This window comes from Bacillus sp. XB1 (assembly GCF_053557995.1).
Genome location: NZ_JBNRIL010000002.1, coordinates 254,791 through 273,097, shown reverse-complemented (window position 1 = coordinate 273,097; position 18,307 = coordinate 254,791). Strand labels below are relative to the sequence as shown.

The window sequence follows — 18,307 nt, the reverse complement described above, 5'->3', positions numbered from 1 at the left end:
TCATAATAAAAGGCGCGAAACTAATGTTCCACGCCCATACTTACATTTTCCAAATTCCAATAATAATGAGTAATACTCCAGGCAGGAATGTAAATTTTTGTAACCACTTCATATTCGATAAAACCGTTCCAAGTTTCATTCCAATAAATAAAAACAAAGAACTCATAATTGCAACTAATATCGCCATCATAGCGGGTGCATACCCTAATAAAGATGCACCAATTCCGGCACCAAATGAGTCTACAGAAAGAGCGATACCAAGAAGCAATGCTTCTCCTGCAGAAATGGTGCCTGATTTATCAAAATCTGCTACAGTCGGTTTCCGTAAAATTTGAATCACTAGCCCTAGCGAGGCAATCTCTAATTTCCAGACCTTCTCCTCTTGCTTCGGTTCTTCTTTTTTCTCACTTCGAAAAAATTGATATAATACCCAAATCCCTATTCCAATAAGAACAAGCCCACCGATACGCGTTGCGATAACAGGTGAAAATACTTTCGCGATCATATGTCCAATTCCCATTGAAACAAGCATAACAGCCGCTGAACACATTCCGATAATTATAATTGATCTTAGTGGAATTCTTACGCTTCTTAAACCATATGTTAGCCCTACACTACAGCTATCCAAGCTTAATGTAAAAGCTAATAAAATAAGAGATAAATAAAGGTACATCGGTAAGCTCCTCCCTTATACATAGCTCTGCTGTATGTATATGACAAATGCCTATCCGATGTTATCTCTTTTCTATATTCTAGGCTGACAAATTGGGCAGTAATGCGTTCCTCGCCCGCCAACAACTGTTTTTTCTAATATCGTGCCACAAGTTACGCACGGCTCTCCTTTTTTCCCATATACATTTAGGAGTTCTTGGAAAGAACCAATTTGCCCTTGTGAGTTGATATACGTCCGAATTGTACTTCCGCCACGCTTTACTGCTTCGCCTAGCGTTGTAACGGTAGCCTCATAAATTCGCTCAATTTCTTCTACTGTTAAAGACGAAGCTTCTCGTTCCGGATGAATTTGAGAACGGAATAAAACTTCATCTACATATATATTTCCAAGCCCTACTAAAAGACGCTGATCCAGTAGCACAACTTTTATTTTACGATTTGTCTTTTGTAATCTTTCTTGTAAATACTGCGGTGTCATTTCAGCATCAAATGGCTCCGGACCTAAGTCCGCAAGAGGCATTTGGTTCATTTCTTCACCTTTCTTAAAGAGATGCATCGTACCAAACTTTCTCACATCTTTATAATGTAATTCCGTTCCATCTGTAAATAAGAAACGGACGTGCGTATGTTTATCAATCGGCTCATCCTCTTGATGTAGTAAAAACTTACCTTCCATACGCAAATGTGAAACAATAACATAATTCGTTACATATAAAAGCAAAAACTTTCCTCTTCGCTTTATTTTTTCAATCTTCTCGCCTTTTAGCATTTCTTTAAAGATTTCTGCATCATCCGGTCGTTTCACTATTTTTGGATAAGTAACAATAACATCTTCAATCGTTTTTCCTGTTACAAGATTTTCAAGTGTCCGTCTGACGTTTTCAACCTCTGGTAATTCAGGCATTTCATCACTTCCTTATTTTGCGTCGTACCAAGTTGGACCGTAAGAATAATCAACTTTCAGCGGAACTGCAAGTTCAATTGCATGCTCCATTACTTCAGGTACAAGCTTCTCTAATTTTTCAATTTCTTCTTTTGGCGCTTCAAATATCAATTCATCGTGTACTTGCAGAAGAAGACGTGCTTGTAATCCTTCTTCTTCTAAACGATCCGCCATAATAATCATCGCTTTTTTAATAATATCTGCGGCAGTACCTTGAATTGGTGTATTCATCGCTGTACGCTCAGCGAAGCTACGTAAATTGAAATTACGACTCGTAATTTCTGGAATATAACGGCGACGATTTAATAATGTAGCCACATATCCTTTTTGTTTCGCATCTTTTACGATGTCCTCCATGTATTCTTGTACACCAGGGAAACTTTCTAAATACTTTTCAATAAATTCCGCTGCTGCTTTTCTTGTAATTCCTAAGTTTTGTGAAAGACCATAATCACTAATACCATATACAATTCCGAAGTTAACAGCTTTCGCTTGTCGTCTCATATTTGAAGTTACTTCATCTTTTTTAACGCCAAATACATCCATAGCTGTTTTCGTATGAATATCCATATCATGTTGGAATGCTTCAACTAGCCCTTTATCATTTGCAATATGAGCTAATACACGCAGTTCGATTTGTGAGTAATCAGCCGCATACATAATCCATCCTTCTTCTGACGGAACAAACGCCTGACGAATCTTTCTTCCTTCTTCTAATCGAATCGGGATATTTTGCAAGTTCGGATCCGTTGAACTTAATCGACCTGTTTGCGTTAACACTTGATTAAAGCGAGTATGAATTTTAGATGAATCTTCATGTACAACTTTCAATAAACCTTCAATGTAAGTTGAATTTAGTTTCCCTAATTGACGATAATGTAAAATATTTGGAATAATTTCATGGTGATTCATAAGCTTATCTAGTACATCAGCTGACGTAGAATAACCTGTTTTCGTCTTTTTAATAACCGGCAAGTTTAAGTTCTCAAACAGAATAACACCAAGCTGCTTCGGTGAATTAATATTAAATTCTGTTCCCGCAAGCTTATAAATTTCCTGTTCCATTTCCTTTAATCTACCCGCAAGTTCTTCTCCCATATTACGAAGACGCTCTGTATCAACTTTTACACCCTTTACTTCCATATCAGCTAATACACGTGCAAGCGGCAATTCTAACTCTGTAAACAGTTCATATTGCTCATTCTTCTTTAACTCTTCAACGAATGTTTGCTTTACATCATATAATACATGCACTTTACGAGCCACATGCTCCGCTACTACCTCTAACTTTGGAACAGCACGCTTCGCACCTTTTCCGTAAACTTCTTCATCAGATTTCACAGCATGCGTTTCTTTCATTTTCGCTACAGTACGGAAGTCTTTATCCGTATCAGCTGGATCAAGTAAATAAGCAGCGATTAATAGATCAAAGTCAATCCCTTGCATATCTATCCCATTCCATTTCAGTGCAACGATTGCACGCTTCGCATCAAATGTATGCTTTCTCATTTCTCCATCTGCAAGCCACTCTTTAAAAGCATCTGACTTAAGAGCAATGTCTGTCTGAATAAAGTAACATCCATTTTCATTTTGAATACCGAAACCTTGAATGTCTGCTTTATGATAGTTATCTTCTTGTACTTCAACGATAAGCGCACTATCTTGCTGAAGCATTTCTTCTGTAACTTCTTCCACAATATCAAATGTAATATCATCTAATTCAGCTGGAGCAGTTTCTTCTGGCGTAACGCCTAATTTATTTAAAAGAGATGTAAATCCTAAACTCTCGAACATTGGAATGACATCACTTGCTTCATATCCTTTATACGCCATATCATCCACATGAACTGTAATCGGCGCATCTGTAATAATAGTTGCAAGATCCTTACTCATAAGAGCTTGTTCTTTATTTTCTTCCAGTTTTTCTTTTAATTTCTTCCCACTTACTTGATCTATATTTTCATACACCGCTTCAACCGTTCCAAACTGTGTTAACAATTTAATTGCCGTTTTTTCACCAACTCCTGGTACACCTGGTATATTATCTGACTGGTCTCCCATTAAACCTTTCATATCGATAATTTGCTTTGGTGATAAGCTGTATTTTTCAAATAAAGCTTCTTTCGTATATTCATCCACTTCTGTAATCCCTTTTCGCGGAATACATACAAGCGTGTTATCAGAAACAAGTTGAAGTAAATCTTTATCTCCTGAAATAACTTTTACACTTGCCCCTTGCTCACTCGCTTCTTTCGCTAACGTTCCCATGATGTCGTCCGCTTCATAATTTTCTAATTCATAACGCGGTACATTGAACGCATCCAGCATCTCACGAATAAATGGGAATTGCTCTGATAATTCAGGTGGAGTCTTTTGACGCCCTCCTTTATACTCACTATACGTTTTATGACGGAACGTTGTTTTGCCTGCATCAAACGCCACTAACATATGAGTTGGCTTTTCTTCCTCTAATATTCTCATTAACATCATTGTAAAACCGTAAATTGCGTTCGTATGTATACCTTTGTCGTTATTTAAAAGCGGTAGTGCAAAGAAAGCACGATACGCGATATTATTACCATCTACTAATACGACCTTTTTTTCCAAAATTGAAACCTCCCCATACAAATTTGAAATGATTTTTTTCACAGAAAAAAACCGTTCCTTTCCTCTCTCTATATTAACATGACTAATAGAGAGAAGAAAAATAACGGCTATTTTCTTTCATATATAAAACAGACTTATATTGGCATAAAGGGAAGTGACGAGAACAGCTTAACTATTCTCGTCCAAAATTACTCCTTGGATGAAGGGGTTTTCATGTATTATATTAACAGAGCTTTATTAATATTTAATTAAGCCATTGTTAATATATTGTAAACATCCTTCATCCTATTTTTCAGTTGCTGATTTCGGTAAAACAACTGTAAACGTTGTCCCTTCTCCAACTTCACTATCTACTGTAATCGTACCTTGATGCGCCTCAACTAAATGCTTTACGATCGACAATCCAAGGCCGGTACCACCAGTATTTCTACTTCTTGCTTTATCCACCCGGTAGAAACGTTCAAAAATACGCGGAATTTCCTCTTTACTAATACCAATTCCAGTATCCGATACTTTTATATAAGCATTATATTTATCTTCCGCTAACTCTACTGAAACAACGCCTCCAGCCGGTGTATATACGATTGCGTTATTAATTAAATTAATAAAGATTTGTTTCAAACGACTTGGATCTCCAATAACAGAGGCACGTTTTAATACATTCACTTGTAAAGAGATTTCTTTTTCTCCTGCTTTATTATCAAGCACCATATGAATATCTTCAAGCAGCCCCTTCATGTCAACGGTTCCCATATTTAATTTAAATCCTTGTTGTTCGATCTTCGACAAATCTAATAAATCTTCAATTAATCCTTGCATGCGCTCACTTTCTTTTAAAATAATGTGCAAGAAATGTTCGCAGAATTTTTTATTATCCATCGCTCCGTCTAAGAGTGTTTCTGAAAAACCTTTAATAGAAGTAATCGGTGTCTTTAATTCATGAGAAACATTCGCTAAAAAGTCTTTTCTCATTTGTTCTAATTTCTTTAACTCTGTTATGTCATGGAATACGAGAACAATCCCTTTCCATTCATGGTTTGTCCCGATAATCGGCGCTCCATATACTTCGAAATGCTTCCGTTCAATTCCAAGTGGCAATAACATTTGTTTACGCACTTTCACTTCTGTCATAAAGATTTCTTCTACAAGCTCAATAATTTCTGTATGATGAAACGATTCATAATATAAGCGATCTAAATATTCTTCATCTGTTACGTGGAAAGTTTCCTTATAAGAGCGGTTTACAAGGTTTATATATCCTCGGCTATCAATTAAAATCATTCCGCTTCCCATATTTTCAATTAACGTATGCAGACGATCTTGCTGCATTTCTTGTTCAAGTGTCATCTCTTGTAAATTTCGAGCTAAAATATTAATCGCTTTACTCAGCATTCCTGTTTCATCCGAATGACTTTCGTATGCACGTGCTTTATAATTACCCTTTGCCAATTCAATTGCAACTTTCGTAACCGATTCAATCGGCCTAATATATTGCCCTGTAATTTTCATACCTAAAAATACAACTACGAGACAAGCAATGACAAATCCGATAATTAATAATCCCCACGTTTTTTGATGTACGTCTCTTAAAGGATCAATTATACTTTTCACCAAAATGTATCCTTGTTTTCCTTCTACATCTTGAACGAACACCGCATGATAAAATTCATTCTTTCGATCCGTTTCTTTCGTAATTACTTTACTTCGTTGTTTTGCCACTTCCGAAGAAAGTTCTTTAATCGTCTCTGGACTAAATGCCAATTCTTGTTCTTTTCTATATTGAACTTTCTTTTTTTCATCCAAAAATACGATAGAAGCTGGTATTTTTTCTTCTAACTTTTCAAATACGTATGGATTTTTTAAGACATTATCAAAACCTTGCTCTTCTGCTAACGTCGCAACATACTCCGTCTCTTTTACCATTCTCTCTTTAGCATGATCTATATAGTAGTTTTCAAACACAGTTTCTAGTAATAAACCTAGTCCAACTAAAATAAATACAATAAGAGAAACAAATGTAAAAAGAAGCCTGGAACGAAATTTATTCATTCCCTTTTGGCTCCTCTAATTTATATCCTAAACCACGTATCGTTTTAATGTACGTCGGTTTTTTCGTATTTTGTTCAATTTTATCGCGCAAATGGCTAATATGAACATCAACAATTCGTGTATCACCAGCAAAATCATAATTCCATACAGCACTTAATAATTGATCACGTGTCAACACGCGACTTTTATTTTTCGCAAGATACACAAGTAGTTCAAATTCTTTTGGTGTTAATTCAAGCTTTCTTCCTTGGAAATAAGCCTCATAAAACTCCGGTAAAATTTTAAGTTCTGCAATTGTGATGCTATCTTCATCTGGCGCTTCTGCAACTTGTTCTTCTTGTTGTAATTTCGTACGGCGCAAAATCGCCTTCACACGAGCAACTACTTCTCTTGGACTAAATGGCTTTGTCATATAATCATCTGCCCCAAGTTCAAGGCCTAGCACCTTATCAAACTCATCATCTTTTGCCGTTAACATTAAAATCGGCGTCATAACGCGCTGCAATCGTAATTCTTTACACACTTCCATACCATCCATTTTCGGAAGCATTAAATCTAATATAATTAAATCTGGGCGTTCTGTTGTCGCTTTTTGAAGCGCCATTTCTCCATCCATCGCTGTTATAACTTCAAACCCAGCTTGTTGTAAATTAAATTCGATTAAAGTTAAGATAAATTCCTCATCATCAACTACTAAAATACGATTGTTCATTCTTTTCCTCCAAGTTATAGACTTGAAACCTTCTTCATCCTAGTATTTTCCCCGTTATTCTCATCATACTAGAAAACAAGGTCCCTCTCAATATAATTGTCTATTCATGGATTCGGATTGTGCTATTGTTATTCCTAAAAACAATTACGTTCGCCTCAATTATGTTTTGTTATCCATACTTTATATACTTCCATATCGTTATTAAATTCTACTTCCGTATGAATATTGAGTTCTCGATTTTGCGCTAAGAGAAAAGATAAAGCATACGCTATTTTATAATCTGGTGTTTCATATCCATCAAATACTCTCCCGTACATTTCATTCACAAACCCGTCTGCCCACACTTCAGCTTTTCTTACCGTTTCAAAGATCACTCTTCTCTTTTCCACCTCACCTAAAAAACCACTCCTTTAATTGACTTCAATTACCGATAATTATATTATTAATCTTAATATATAAATTAACAATATACAGAGGTCTATTATGCGACTAATACTATCCATTCTATCTTTAGCAGTCACATGTATCCTTGCTTTTAACGCTCCGAGCTGGGATACGATTAAAACGGGGTGCTCAGAATTTGCTGAAGGGTTCAAAGAAGGGTTCTTCAACTAAAAATAGCGCTAGCATCCTTATTAAAGGTATGCTAGCGCTATTCATATTTTCATCTTTTAAAAATTATCTAATGCTTTTTCCATAATGGAAACAGATTTAAAAGGTGGCGTTACTGTTAATGAACCTTTCACAACAGTTTCTCCTTTTTCATCATGAGCAGATACAAGCATATCAATTGTATGTTCCTCCTCAGAAACAGCCACAACTTCAAAGTGGATTTGTAACGTTTCATAATGGTGAACATGTTTCACGAATGTAAGGTCCTTTCTCGTAATATGACTTCCTGGACCCGGTAAATATTTCGTAACCGCCGTTGTAATCATTCCCGTTAGCATAATGCTTGGTACAATCGGCTTTTCATACGGAGTTTGGGATGCGTAATCATGCTGAATATATAATGGATTGGCATCATTCGTTAACCCTAAGTACAATAACAAATCTTTATCCTCAATTTTTTCAGTGATAGATAATTTCTCTCCTACTGTAATTTCATCCATTTTACGACCAATTTGAACTTTTTTCTTTAACATGTTACAACCCCCTCCGATTTTTTCACCTTATTATCCTACTAAAAGCGATACCTTATCCGAAATTTACTATGATGAGGGCAATGTATAGTATAAATCTACAGTTTCATTATAGGATATTACAAATGATAGCGTTTTCATATTATTTCAAAAAAACAATTCGGTAAATAGTAGAAAAAGATTCGGAATCCCGAATCTTTTTCACTACTATTCAATTATTAAACAAGAACTTTCATTACGTTACGTACAGATTCTACAGAGCGATCTAACGCTTCTTTTTCATCTGCAAGAAGTTCTAATTCAATAATTTTTTCAATTCCGTTACCACCTAGAATTACTGGTACCCCTAAGTAAAGGTCACTATAACCATACTCACCTTCAAGGTACGCAATAGCCGGTAATACACGGCGTTGATCTTTTAAGATTGCTTCTGTCATTTCAACTAAAGAAGCTGCTGGTGCGTAATATGCACTACCGTTTCCTAATAAGCCTACAATCTCACCGCCACCTTTACGTGTACGTTCTACGATTGCTTCTAAACGCTCTTTCGGAATTAACGTTTCTAACGGAATACCGCCTGCATATGAATAACGCACAAGAGGTACCATGTCGTCACCGTGTCCACCAAGAACAAATCCTGTAATATCTTTTACAGAAAGATTTAATTCTTGTGCGATGAATGTACGGAAACGAGCTGTATCTAATACACCCGATTGACCGATAACACGCTCTTTCGGGAATCCTGCTTCTTTAAATACAGAATATGTCATTGCATCAACTGGATTTGTTAACACAACAATAATTGCATTTGGTGAATGTTTTGCAATGTCGCGCGTAATACTTTTCATAATTTTAGAGTTTGTTGCTACTAAGTCATCACGGCTCATACCAGGCTTACGTGCAATACCTGCTGTAATAACGACAACGTCAGAATCAGCAGTATCTGCGTAATCAGATGTTCCAATAATGTTAGCATCAAAACCTTGTACTGGGCTCGCTTCTAACATATCTAACGCTTTCCCTTTTGTTGGATTTTCCAGTTGTGGAATGTCCACTAATACAACATCTGCCAGTTCTTTTTGTGCTAATAAGAATGCCGTTGTTGCTCCTGTAAATCCTGCACCGATGACTGAAACCTTCTTGCGTTTGATTGTCATAATTTACCCCCCGCTTTAATTATGCGTTTTTGATTATCGCTACATCCATGTTTTTAATAAGTTCATTAGCGAACTCAGAACATTTCACTTCTGTTGCACCTTCCATTAAGCGTGCGAAATCATAAGTTACTACTTTTGAAGCAATTGTTTTCTCAACAGAAGCAGTTACTAATTTCGCAGCTTCGTTCCATCCTAAGTGTTCTAATAATAATACACCTGAAAGAAGAACAGAAGATGGGTTTACTTTATCTAAACCTGCATATTTTGGAGCTGTACCGTGTGTAGCTTCAAAGATAGCATGTCCAGTCACATAGTTAATGTTTGCACCAGGTGCAATACCAATTCCACCTACTTGTGCAGCAAGTGCATCAGAGATATAGTCACCATTTAAGTTCATTGTTGCAACAACATCGAACTCACGTGGACGAGTTAAAATTTGTTGTAAGAAGATGTCTGCAATAGAATCTTTTACGATGATTTTTCCAGCCACTTCAGCGTCTGCCATCGCTTTATTCGCTGCATCTTTACCATCTTTTTCAACGATACGATCGTATTCAGCCCAAGTAAATACTTTGTCGCCGAATTCTTGTTCCGCTACTTCGTAACCCCAGTTTTTGAAAGCACCTTCTGTAAATTTCATAATATTTCCTTTATGAACTAATGTAACAGAAGAGCGTTTTTCGTTAATTGCATATTGAATTGCAGCACGAACAAGACGCTTTGTCCCTTCTTCTGAAATCGGCTTAATACCAATACCAGATGTTTCTGGGAAGCGGATTTTATTAACACCCATTGCTTCTTTTAAGAAAGCAAGAACTTTTTCTGCTTCTGGAGATCCTTGTGCATATTCAATTCCAGCATAAATGTCTTCTGTATTTTCACGGAAAATAACCATATCAGTATCTTCCGGACGTTTTACAGGTGAAGGAACACCTTCAAAATAACGAACTGGACGTAGACATACATATAAATCTAATTCTTGACGAAGTGCTACGTTTAGAGAACGAATACCACCGCCAACTGGAGTTGTAAGTGGACCTTTAATCGCGATTAAATATTCACGAATTAAGTTTAAAGTTTCTTCTGGTAACCACTCGCCTGTTTGGTTGAATGCTTTTTCCCCTGCAAGCACTTCTTTCCAAACGATTTTCTTCTCACCATCATAAGCTTTTTCAACTGCTGCTTCTAGTACGCGAGATGCAGCCGCCCAAATATCAGGACCAATTCCATCTCCCTCGATAAATGGAATAATCGGATTGTTTGGTACATTCATAACACCATTAGTTACAGTAATTTTTTCACCTGTCGTCAATGTGATAACCCCCATGTTTGAAATTTCATATGTATGAAACTGAGGGAATAACCCCTCAGTTCAAACCGTTAGTCAAATTAAAATATTCTAATCATTACATCTTTCCGAAAAAATCAGACTTTTGAAAGCGTATTTTCACTATCAAAATAGTGTTATTCGCTTATCGTTGTGCAATTGGAACATACACTTGATGCGTTGGTCCATTATAATCAGCACGCGGACGAATTAAACGGTTGTTTTCATATTGTTCTAGAATATGAGCTAACCAGCCTGACATACGGCTAATTGCAAAAATAGGTGTAAATAAGTCATGGTCAATTCCTAAACAATGGTATACAGAAGCTGAATAGAAATCAACATTTGGTGGAAGACCTTTTTCTTTTGTTACAATGTCTTCAATTTTGATAGACATATTATACCATTTCTCTTCTCCTAAAAGCACGCATAATCTCTTAGACATTTCACGTAAGTGTTTTGCACGTGGATCACCCTGCTCATACACACGGTGGCCAAAGCCCATGATTTTCACTTTATTTTGAAGAGCATTATGAATATATGACTCTACATTTTCTGCTTCACCAATCTCAGTTAACATCTTCATTACATTTTCATTTGCCCCACCGTGAAGAGGACCTTTTAATGCACCGATTGCTGCTGTAATACCAGAATATACATCTGAAAGTGTAGCTACGCAAACACGTGCAGTAAATGTAGAAGCGTTTAACTCATGATCTGCATGAAGTACAAGCGCCTTATCAAAAGCTTCAATTTCAACTTCATTTGGCTCGCGATCATTTAACATGTACAAGAAGTTTGCAGCTAATGATAAATCCTTTCTTGGCTCAACAATATCTAAACCTTTACGGATTCTCGCGTAAGCAGCAACTAAAGTTCCGACTTGCGCCTGTAATTTAACCGCTTTCAAATAATTGGACTTTTCATCCATAATTTCAGCGCTCTCATCGTATAATGATAGCATGGAAATTGCAGTTCGTAAAACAGACATCGGATGTGCAATTTTTAAATCTACTTGTTTCAAATATGTTAAAATCTCACCTGGAACTTTATAGTATTCAGATACAATTTCATTAAATTCCGCTAGTTCTTTTTCATTAGGAAGCTTGCGGTGCCATAATAAGTACACTACTTCTTCAAACGTAGCATTCTCAGCTAAATCATCAATATTATACCCAACATAAGTTAATGTATCATCAATAATAGAGCTCACAGATGATGTTGTTGCTACTACCCCTTCTAAACCTCGAATAACAGTCATGACATTCTCTCCTTTTCCTGAAAATTCTCCCAACCTTGCTCCTTATATCTATTTGCTCCCCTTATGAATTATGAACGCCCGTTCACTCTTTAGGCAAGCAAAATGCACGATCATGCAAATTTGTTGCGATGTTCCCCTCTTATTGTCCATTGTTTACATGGAAAGCATGAGCGTGAATGTCTCCCCGAATCCTCACGCTCAAAACAACAAGTTAGTGAGGAAAATACATTCCGAAGAGTTTTATGATAAAAACAACATAAAACAATATCATTATAAAATTGTTTTATGTTGTTTTTATTTTATCTGGTGTAAAGTCTCTGCTGTTATGTAACTTTTCAAAGTTTCTAATCCTATTATAAACAATTATCTGACTTTTGTGAACAGAAAGAATTCAAAAATTTTATATTACTATAAAATTCCTTATTTAAACATCTGTATAATACTCATAACCGCATAGGCAATTCCAGCCCCAATTAACGGACCAACAGCAACCCCATTAAATAGCGCAACCGCTATAATTGTCCCAAAAACAAGCGCAGTTGTAATGTGAGGATCCGTCGTCAACAATTGTACGCCGCCTTTCGCTAACAAAGCGACCGCTACACCTGAAGCTAAAGCAATCCACGCATAATAAGATTTCGCCGCTTCTCCAAGTTGTTTAAAACCTATTTCCCCTGTCGCAATCGGTACGAGCACCGCTATTGTAATGACCGTTACACCTAGGTTAATTCCTTTCGTTTGTAAATAAGGAAAGACCTTATCTCCTAAAAACGTAAACTTCAATAAAAATAACACACCAATAGCTACAGTAAGCGATTGGTTTTTAGCAATAAGTCCTATAATAAGTAGTATGAATAAAAATAACGTTGACTGACTAATCATGTTTGCACTTCCTTTCTGAAAATAATGAACTCATTTCCAAACAAAAATACCTTTAAACCTATCGTTATACATGCTATATCGATGCCTATTCAACATGAATCACTTCATTTTTTATGTATTTTAAAATGACAAACTGAGACTTTCACCATCAAAATTTAAGCATGTATACATTTTAAAAAACGGGCGTCTCTTCTTTCTTTTCTAATTAGAAACAGGTAAAATAAAAAGAAGAGAAAATGAAGTTTTTACCATATAGTAGAAGCATCAACACCAAGCTTTCACAGTCACTCACATACTGAAAAAGCAGGAAAAATCCATCATTCCACTATAACATAAAGTGAAACTTTAATCAGTGGAGCACACTCGTTATAAGTTGAACGAATTAGGATAATCCAAATTGGAATGGGAGGTATACATCTTTGAACCGAAACTTACTATATATGATATTGCGACTCATATTTGTCATTGTAGCAACGGTAGCTGGGTTCTATGTATTACTATACATGTCAGGGCTTATCTATCCTTTTATTATCGCTTTTGCATTTGCTTATTTGATTAATCCTGTCGTCAATTTCCTTAATCAAAAACTACAATTTCCTCGCGCACTAGCAGTACTCGTTAGCTTAATTCTCGTATTTGGAGCTATCGTTGGACTTGTTACATATCTTGTGACTGAAGCAATATCTGCCACAACATACTTACTACAACTTGTTACAGTAAAGTTTCCAGATATCGTTACATTCGCTCAGCAATTTGCACTTAATCATATTATGCCTCTCTACGATGATTTAATCTCTAAATTTAATCATCTTGGAGAACCACAGCGCTATACAATTACACAAAACATTCAAAACTTAGGAACAGAAGCAACAACACAAATGAAAGAACTTTTAACCGCCATTATAAGCGGGTTAACGAATTTCATTAGTGCACTGCCAACAACTTTAACTGTTCTTGTATTCATTTTATTAGCCACTTTCTTCATTAGTTACGATTGGCACCGTCTTGCTCAGAAAGCAAGAAAATTGCTACCGAATCGTGTACATGGCTATGGAAAAACTATTTTTGTCGACTTAAGAAAAGCTTTGTTTGGTTTTGTGAAAGCACAACTTACACTCGTATCTATGACAACCGTCATTGTACTAATCGGACTTTTAATATTACGCGTACCATACGCCATTACTATTGCGATTATTACAGGAGTTGTAGATTTACTACCATACTTAGGAACAGGCGCAGTCTTCGTTCCATGGGTTATATACGTATTTTTCACTGGCGATACCGCATTCGCCATTGGTCTTCTCATTTTATACATCGTCGTGATTGTCCAAAGACAAATTATGGAGCCGAAAGTACTTTCATCTAACATCGGTCTCGATCCATTAGCAACACTCGTCGCTCTATTTGTCGGCTTTAAACTTTTTGGCTTTTTAGGATTAATCATCGGCCCAGTCACCTTAGTACTACTTAATACATTACACAAAGCTAATGTCTTCCATGACTTGTGGAAATATATTAAAGGTTCACCTTCAAAATAATAGTTTCTAATTCATACACAACAAAAAACTTACATGTAATCAGTGGGAATTTCCCACTGATTATTCCTTGTACTTATTTTTCATACTCATTACATAAAACAAGAGAATTGCACTCAGAAAAGATAATTCTCTTGTTTTTTTGCATGAAAAACGCATATTTCGTGGTGTTTTTACATATTTATTCTATTTATTTTATAATTATCATTTACATTTATTACTTTTTATGTAAATGAATAAATATACAAAATAGCATAAAACAAGACTTCAACTAACAATCTCCGCCTTTTTATATGAATTTTTTACACCAATCGTTCCTTTATATAAGAAAGCAAAAATTTAATTCAGCAGCGTTTCCCTCCATCTTATTCATCTAAATTAATAGCACTAAAAAATCACAAGTTTAATCGAAGTACACACAAGAGTTCAAACGAAAATTATATAGCACATATAATAAGCGAACGTTTTGTTCATCCCCACTCATCATTCGCCCCACATCAGACGCTTACGAGCAGCCCAGCTTTGAGATAGAAATTTCACCCCACAAATAGCGAGGTAAAGCAAAGCTTCAATCAGAAAGTTCCTCTCCTCTTACAATACAAAAAATAGCACTTAGATTTCTACAATCTAAGTGCTATTTCTGAATAATAATAGTAGAGTTCTTTCTAAATTTCCATTCCATCCACTTCATAACAAGCGGCTTCAATAAAGCTCTCGTAATAGGGATCACGCAGATAAACCCTAGCACATCGGTCACATACCCAGGAAGCACTAAGAGAATACCTCCTACAAATACAAAAATACCATCTAGTACCGCCTCACCTGGCATTTCCCCTCTATTCAACTTAGATTGAATCTCTCCAAGCACTTTAAACCCTTGTCTTTTCGCCAAATACACACCTACAACACCTGTAAATACAATCATAGCGAACGTAGACCATAAACCTATTACATGACTTGATCCAATTAAGACCGTAATCTCAATCGCCGGTATTAAAATAAACAAGAATAGTAACCACTTCATAGTTCTACACCTCTCTCACAACTCACTTTTAACGTCCTCACAACGCCTATATACATCATATGAAATATAGATACTCTTTCATATTAAAACACATAACAAACAGCTTTTAAAAGCAATTCTAGGCGCTTTAAGCTAATTCTATCTCGTTTTTGTGTAAAAAAAAGAGAAGGACTCCGATCCTTCTCTCCGTATTACTTATAGCACTTCCGCATGTCCATTATAAACAATTCCGCGTGCTGCATCAACTGTTACTTCTTGGCCATTTTTTAAAGTTGCTGTTACGCCGTTTACACCAACGATAACAGGAATACCGATTGATACGCCTACAACAGCTGCATGGCTTGTTAAGCCACCTTCTTCTACAACTAAAGCCGCAGCTTTTTCGATTGCAGGAATCATATCTTTATCAGTGCTTGTTGTAACAAGGATATCACCTTCGTTTACGTTCGCTACAGCTTCAGCAGCTGTTTTTACTACAACTACTTTACCTTTTGCAGCTTTACGACCAATTCCTTGTCCTTTAGCAATTTCTTCACCAACAACGTGGATTTTCATTAAGTTTGTTGTACCAGTTTCAGCAACTGGAACACCCGCAGTAATCACTACAGTATCTCCAAGTCCGATTAGACCCGCATCCATACCTGTTTGAATTGCTGTATCTAACATTTCGTCAGTTGAAGCTGCGCGCTTCTCAGCCATAAATGCTTGTACACCCCAAACAAGTGCAAGACGACGTCCTACTTGCTCGTCAGATGTTACAGCTACGATTGGAGATTTTGGACGGTATTTAGAGATCATTTTCGCAGTATATCCACTTTCTGTTGGAGCTACGATTGCAGCTACATCAAGAGCAAGTGCTGTATGCGCAACAGATTGGCTAATTGCATCTGTAATTGTTGGAGTGAACTCTTTAATACGTTTTTTGAACATATCTTCATATTGTAATGATTTTTCAACACGTACCGCAATGTTAGCCATCATTGTTACCGCTTCTACTGGGTATTGTCCAGCAGCTGTTTCACCTGAAAGCATGATTGCATCTGTACCATCGAAGATTGCGTTAGCTACGTCACTTGCTTCCGCACGAGTTGGACGTGGGTTACGTTGCATAGAATCTAACATTTGTGTTGCAGTAATAACCGGTTTACCTAACACGTTACATTTTTTAATTAGACGTTTTTGTACTAACGGTACTTCTTCTGGTGGAATTTCTACACCCATATCACCACGAGCTACCATTAAACCGTCAGAAACTTCTAAGATTGAATCGATGTTGTCGATACCTTCTTGGTTTTCGATTTTTGGTACGATTTGGATGTATTGAGCGTTATGCTCTTCTAATAATTCACGGATTTCTAATACGTCAGACGCTTTACGTACGAATGAAGCTGCAATGAAATCAACTTTTTGCTCGATACCGAAGATGATATCTTTTACGTCTTTTTCAGTGATACCAGGAAGCTTAATGCTTACGTTTGGTACGTTAACACCTTTTTTATTTTTTACAGTTCCGCTGTTAAGAACTTTTGTACGGATGTTTCCATCAGCTTTTTCGATTACTTCTAGTTCGATAAGACCGTCATCGATTAGAATACGAGAACCCGGGTCTACATCGTCATAAAGACCAGCATAAGATACAGAGAACTTCTCTGCAGTACCTAATACTTGCTCAGTAGAAAGAACTACCTCTGCACCTGTTACAAGCTCAGCTTGTCCGTCTACGAAGTCGTGAGTACGGATTTCTGGACCTTTTGTATCAAGTAAGATACCAACTGTTTTACCAGTTTTCTTTGAAGCTTCACGAATGTTTTTAATACGAGCTCCGTGCTCTTCATGGCTACCATGAGAGAAGTTTAAACGAGCAACGTTCATACCTGCTTCGATTAATTGCTCTAATTTTTCAATACTTTCACTAGCAGGACCTATAGTACATACAATTTTAGTTTTACGCATATTGCACCTCCGAAAATTATGAAACCGTTCCCAAATATCTGACATTACGCCGATTAGATGGATAATTCTTTAGATAATTGATACATATCTTTATCGATTGTATGCTTTTGAGCTAACGCTTCGATAATGTCATGATCAACAAGTTTATTATCTTGAATACCTACACAACGTCCACCTTTACCAGCAATTAACAACTCAACTGCTCTTGCACCAAGACGACTTGCTAATACACGGTCTTGTGCACTTGGTGATCCACCACGTTGTACGTGACCTAATACAGTTACACGAGTATCAAAGTTTGTTGCTTCTTCAATGTGCTTACCGATGTCAATTGCACTTCCAACACCTTCAGCTACAATGATAATACTGTGTTTTTTACCACGTTCGCTACCACGTTTTAGACGAGCGATTACATCATCCATGTCATACTCTTCTTCTGGAATTAAGATTGTTTCTGCACCATCAGCTAAACCAGCCCATAATGCGATATCTCCAGCATGACGTCCCATTACTTCGATAACATATGTACGTTCATGAGATGTAGCTGTATCACGGATTTTATCAATTGCATCAATAACAGTGTTTAAAGCTGTATCGAAACCAATTGTGAAGTCTGTTCCAGGGATATCATTGTCGATTGTACCTGGTACACCAACACATGGGAATCCTTGTTCAGTTAATTTTTTAGCGCCTTGGTAAGAACCATCTCCACCAATAACAACAAGTCCTTCGATACCATGTTTCTTTAATTGCTCGATACCTTTTAGTCGTACTTCTGGGTCTTTAAACTCAGGACATCTTGCTGTATATAATTTCGTACCACCGCGGTGGATAATATCGCCAACAGAACCAAGTTCTAATTTTTCAATGTGACCAGAAATTAATCCAGCGTATCCATGGTAAATACCATATACTTCAATATCATGGAAAATCGCTTTACGAACAACTGCACGAATGGCAGCATTCATACCAGGTGAATCTCCACCACTTGTTAATACACCAATACGTTTCATTTGTACTCACCTCATAAAGATTATTTGCCT

14 protein-coding genes and 1 pseudogene are annotated in these 18,307 nt (G+C 36.6%); 1 reads left to right on the top strand and 14 read right to left on the bottom strand.

Going from position 1 to position 18,307, the window contains the following annotated elements; genetic code table 11:
• Positions 1-40: 40 nt before the first annotated feature.
• From ytaF to ACK1U5_RS16640, 11 genes and pseudogenes are all read right to left on the bottom strand, one after another.
• Positions 41-673 carry a sporulation membrane protein YtaF gene (gene ytaF, locus ACK1U5_RS16690; RefSeq protein WP_000281743.1) on the bottom strand — a complete coding sequence of 211 codons (633 nt, stop codon included), beginning with the start codon at positions 671-673 and terminating at the stop codon, positions 41-43.
• 72 nt (positions 674-745) lie between these two features.
• Complete coding sequence (gene mutM / locus ACK1U5_RS16685; protein WP_065703075.1) at positions 746-1,576, bottom strand: DNA-formamidopyrimidine glycosylase; 831 nt, start codon at positions 1,574-1,576, stop codon at positions 746-748.
• Positions 1,577-1,588: 12 nt separating this feature from the next.
• Positions 1,589-4,222, bottom strand: coding sequence for a DNA polymerase I (polA, locus tag ACK1U5_RS16680; protein ID WP_000412804.1), 2,634 nt, complete (start codon positions 4,220-4,222; stop codon positions 1,589-1,591).
• Positions 4,223-4,507: 285 nt separating this feature from the next.
• Positions 4,508-6,271 carry a sensory box histidine kinase PhoR gene (phoR, locus tag ACK1U5_RS16675; protein WP_061457750.1) on the bottom strand — a complete coding sequence of 588 codons (1,764 nt, stop codon included), beginning with the start codon at positions 6,269-6,271 and terminating at the stop codon, positions 4,508-4,510.
• A complete protein-coding gene (phoP, locus tag ACK1U5_RS16670; RefSeq protein ID WP_001065220.1) occupies positions 6,264-6,983 on the bottom strand; it encodes a two-component system response regulator PhoP in 720 nt (239 codons plus the stop codon). The genes phoR and phoP overlap by 8 nt, the downstream gene beginning before the upstream one ends.
• A 155-nt stretch (positions 6,984-7,138) precedes the next feature.
• A pseudogene (locus ACK1U5_RS16665) lies at positions 7,139-7,377 on the bottom strand (hypothetical protein).
• Positions 7,378-7,654: 277 nt separating this feature from the next.
• Positions 7,655-8,128, bottom strand: a complete 474-nt coding sequence (locus ACK1U5_RS16660; RefSeq protein ID WP_000914180.1) for a MaoC family dehydratase — start codon at positions 8,126-8,128, stop codon at positions 7,655-7,657.
• 215 nt (positions 8,129-8,343) lie between these two features.
• Entirely contained in the window at positions 8,344-9,282 is a 939-nt protein-coding gene (gene mdh / locus ACK1U5_RS16655; protein WP_000153232.1) for a malate dehydrogenase, read from the bottom strand.
• A 19-nt stretch (positions 9,283-9,301) separates the two neighbouring features.
• Complete coding sequence (icd, locus tag ACK1U5_RS16650) at positions 9,302-10,594, bottom strand: NADP-dependent isocitrate dehydrogenase (protein ID WP_000206898.1); 1,293 nt, start codon at positions 10,592-10,594, stop codon at positions 9,302-9,304.
• A 160-nt stretch (positions 10,595-10,754) separates the two neighbouring features.
• Positions 10,755-11,903, bottom strand: coding sequence for a citrate synthase (citZ, locus tag ACK1U5_RS16645; RefSeq protein ID WP_113710601.1), 1,149 nt, complete (start codon positions 11,901-11,903; stop codon positions 10,755-10,757).
• 387 nt (positions 11,904-12,290) lie between these two features.
• Positions 12,291-12,752 (bottom strand): DUF441 domain-containing protein, encoded by a 462-nt coding sequence (locus ACK1U5_RS16640; RefSeq protein WP_000625507.1) that lies wholly within the window; start codon positions 12,750-12,752, stop codon positions 12,291-12,293.
• Positions 12,753-13,171: 419 nt separating this feature from the next.
• On the opposite strand from ACK1U5_RS16640, the gene ytvI reads away from it, so the two are divergent.
• Positions 13,172-14,290, top strand: coding sequence for a sporulation integral membrane protein YtvI (gene ytvI, locus ACK1U5_RS16635; RefSeq protein WP_001081388.1), 1,119 nt, complete (start codon positions 13,172-13,174; stop codon positions 14,288-14,290).
• Between the two features lie 631 nt (positions 14,291-14,921).
• Here the strand turns inward: ytvI and ACK1U5_RS16630 are convergent.
• From ACK1U5_RS16630 to pfkA, 3 genes are all read right to left on the bottom strand, one after another.
• Positions 14,922-15,311, bottom strand: coding sequence for an FxsA family protein (locus tag ACK1U5_RS16630; protein ID WP_000871631.1), 390 nt, complete (start codon positions 15,309-15,311; stop codon positions 14,922-14,924).
• Between the two features lie 195 nt (positions 15,312-15,506).
• Positions 15,507-17,264: a pyruvate kinase gene (gene pyk, locus ACK1U5_RS16625; protein ID WP_016110781.1), complete on the bottom strand. Its 1,758-nt coding sequence runs from the start codon at positions 17,262-17,264 to the stop codon at positions 15,507-15,509.
• A gap of 53 nt (positions 17,265-17,317) precedes the next feature.
• The gene (gene pfkA, locus ACK1U5_RS16620; protein WP_000821156.1) at positions 17,318-18,277 is read right to left on the bottom strand and encodes a 6-phosphofructokinase; all 960 of its coding nucleotides are present in this window, start codon (positions 18,275-18,277) and stop codon (positions 17,318-17,320) included.
• Positions 18,278-18,307: the final 30 nt, after the last annotated feature.

Excerpts from the sequence above, each read along its gene's own strand:
- ytaF (WP_000281743.1), bottom strand. The coding sequence starts at position 673 with ATGTACCTTTATTTATCTCTTATTTTATTAGCTTTTACATTAAGCTTG.
- mutM (WP_065703075.1), bottom strand. The coding sequence starts at position 1,576 with ATGCCTGAATTACCAGAGGTTGAAAACGTCAGACGGACACTTGAAAAT.
- phoR (WP_061457750.1), bottom strand. The coding sequence starts at position 6,271 with ATGAATAAATTTCGTTCCAGGCTTCTTTTTACATTTGTTTCTCTTATT.
- phoP (WP_001065220.1), bottom strand. The coding sequence starts at position 6,983 with ATGAACAATCGTATTTTAGTAGTTGATGATGAGGAATTTATCTTAACT.
- ACK1U5_RS16660 (WP_000914180.1), bottom strand. The coding sequence starts at position 8,128 with ATGTTAAAGAAAAAAGTTCAAATTGGTCGTAAAATGGATGAAATTACA.
- mdh (WP_000153232.1), bottom strand. The coding sequence starts at position 9,282 with ATGACAATCAAACGCAAGAAGGTTTCAGTCATCGGTGCAGGATTTACA.
- ACK1U5_RS16640 (WP_000625507.1), bottom strand. The coding sequence starts at position 12,752 with ATGATTAGTCAGTCAACGTTATTTTTATTCATACTACTTATTATAGGA.
- ACK1U5_RS16630 (WP_000871631.1), bottom strand. The coding sequence starts at position 15,311 with ATGAAGTGGTTACTATTCTTGTTTATTTTAATACCGGCGATTGAGATT.
- pyk (WP_016110781.1), bottom strand. The coding sequence starts at position 17,264 with ATGCGTAAAACTAAAATTGTATGTACTATAGGTCCTGCTAGTGAAAGT.
- pfkA (WP_000821156.1), bottom strand. The coding sequence starts at position 18,277 with ATGAAACGTATTGGTGTATTAACAAGTGGTGGAGATTCACCTGGTATG.